Origin of the sequence: Methylobacterium sp. WL6, from assembly GCF_008040095.1 — a bacterium.
Lineage (GTDB): Bacteria > Pseudomonadota > Alphaproteobacteria > Rhizobiales > Beijerinckiaceae > Methylobacterium.
In genome coordinates, this window is sequence record NZ_VRVH01000511.1 from 1 (window position 1) to 1,869 (window position 1,869).

At 73.0% G+C, this 1,869-nt stretch carries 4 protein-coding genes; 3 read left to right on the forward strand and 1 reads right to left on the reverse strand.

Annotation, left to right across the window (positions count from 1 at the left end):
* From FV230_RS27860 to FV230_RS27870, 3 genes are all read left to right on the forward strand, one after another.
* The coding region (locus FV230_RS27860) for a formylmethanofuran dehydrogenase subunit C (RefSeq protein WP_147844667.1) at positions 1–563 on the forward strand (563 nt) is incomplete at its 5' end.
* Between the two features lie 144 nt (positions 564–707).
* The gene (locus FV230_RS27865; protein WP_147729737.1) at positions 708–914 is read left to right on the forward strand and encodes a hypothetical protein; all 207 of its coding nucleotides are present in this window, start codon (positions 708–710) and stop codon (positions 912–914) included.
* 117 nt (positions 915–1,031) lie between these two features.
* On the forward strand, positions 1,032–1,427 hold the full coding sequence (locus FV230_RS27870; protein ID WP_147844668.1) for a hypothetical protein: 396 nt from the start codon (positions 1,032–1,034) through the stop codon (positions 1,425–1,427).
* Positions 1,428–1,538: 111 nt separating this feature from the next.
* On the opposite strand, the gene FV230_RS30120 is transcribed toward FV230_RS27870, so the two are convergent.
* Entirely contained in the window at positions 1,539–1,715 is a 177-nt protein-coding gene (locus tag FV230_RS30120) for a hypothetical protein (protein ID WP_187274652.1), read from the reverse strand.
* Positions 1,716–1,869: the final 154 nt, after the last annotated feature.

The window sequence follows — 1,869 nt, forward strand, 5'->3', positions numbered from 1 at the left end:
CCGGCACGATCCGCGTCGTCGGCGACGTCGGCCAGCGGCTCGGCGAGGGCATGGCCGGCGGCACGCTGACCGTCACCGGCACGGCCGGCCCGTTCGCCGGCACCGGCGCCACCGGCGGCACCATTACCATCGCGGGCGATGCCGGCGATTACGCCGGCGGCGCGGTCTACGCGGCCAAGGCCGGGCTCGACGGCGCGACGCTGGTCATCAAGGGCACCGCCGGCCGCCATCTCGGCGACCGCATGCGGCGCGGGCTGATCCTGGTCGAGCGCGCGGGCGATTACGCCGGCTCGCGGATGATCGCCGGCACGATCGCCGCCGGGTCCGTCGGCGACGACGCCGGCTACGGCATGCGCCGCGGCACGCTCCTCCTCGGCAGCCACGGGCGCCTGACGCCGACCTTCGTCGAGACCGGCGAGCACGACCTCGTCTTCCTGCGGCTGCTGGCGCGCTCGCTCAAGACCCTGAGCCCGCGCCACGCCGAGATCGCCGCCGGCCCGCTGCGGCGCTATTCCGGCGACCTCGCGACGATCGCCAAGGGCGAGATCTGGGCGGCGGCCTGAGAGCCGCTCCTGCCTCCCCCCGCAGTGGGGGGGAGGCAGGCTCACGTGCCGTCCTCGCCGCATCACTTCCCACGGACCTCGGCGTCGTCTTAAGATCCTCTCAACCCGGCCGCGGAGCCGGGACCCTGCGAGGACGTCCTGCCGATGCTGATCCTGCTGTCCGCCTGCCTGCTGTCGCAACCGACGCAGTGCCACGACGACCAGATCCCGATGTCCTACGAGGGCAGCAACCCGTTCATCTGCCTGCGCCACGCCCAGAGCGTCCTCGCCGAATGGCAGGCGGCGCACCCCGATCTCCACGTCGCGAAGTGGCGCTGTGCCGTGCGCGGCACGGTGCCGAAGGACCTGTGACCGCCGCGGACCGAAGCTGAACGGATCCCGACGCGTCCGCTCGCGAACGGTTCAGCCTCCCTCGATCATCCTCCGGGCTTCGATGGCCGCCGGCCACGCATTGCGCGAGGACATGTCGTGTCGCTCCACCGTTTCCGTCTTGCCGGGTTCTGCGCGCTCGTCCTCGCGGGCCAAGCCTCCGTCGGCGCCGCACGGGCCGCGGATTTCGACGGGCCCTATCCGCCGCCGCCCCCGGAATACGGCGGCTACGCCCACCGGGAGCCGCCCCCTCCCGAGCCGGCCTTCCGCCGCCCGCGCTTCACCGCCGGCCCGGATTTCGAGCCGCCCGAGCGCTGCCGCAGCTTCGTGAAGCGCCGCATCGACGCCTATGGCGAGGAGGTGGTGCGCCGTGTCCGGGTCTGCGACGAGCCGGGCGGATACGACGACGGCCCCCGTCGCCCGGTCGTCTTCGATCACCCGCCGCGGCCGCCGGTCGACATCCCGGATCGCGATTGGGGCGGCCCGCGCTGGTAGCCCGGGGGCGAGGACGCCCCCGCCTGAGATGAATAAGATCTCCGTGGCGGAAAACGCGACGTCCCGCCGTGTCGACGGTCACCCTGTGATCCAGGGATCACGGGATCGACGTCACGCCCGGACCGGCGCCTTCTTGAGGGCGGCGGCGAAGGCCTTCAGCTGGCGGTTCAGGTCCGCCAGCTCGTTCAGCGCGATCGTCTTGTGCCCGTCCTTGACGGCACGCTCGATGTCCTCGACCTGCGAGGCGGCGAGGCGCCGGATTGCGGTGGCGACTTGGTCACGGGTCAACGGCGCCTCTCCCGGCACGACGCATGAGGGATGCTCGGTGATAGGTCGACAGGCTTAACCGTTGGTGTGCGGGCCTCCTCGCGCGCGGGCCCGCATCAGTCGTCCGGCGCGGTCGGCGGGGGCGGCGCCAGCGCGGCCTCGGCCGCCTGCAGGC

Bases quoted from the DNA above. Each gene is read 5' to 3' on its own strand.
- FV230_RS27865 (WP_147729737.1), top strand. From the start codon at position 708: ATGCTGATCCTGCTGTCCGCCTGCCTGCTGTCGCAACCGACGCAGTGC.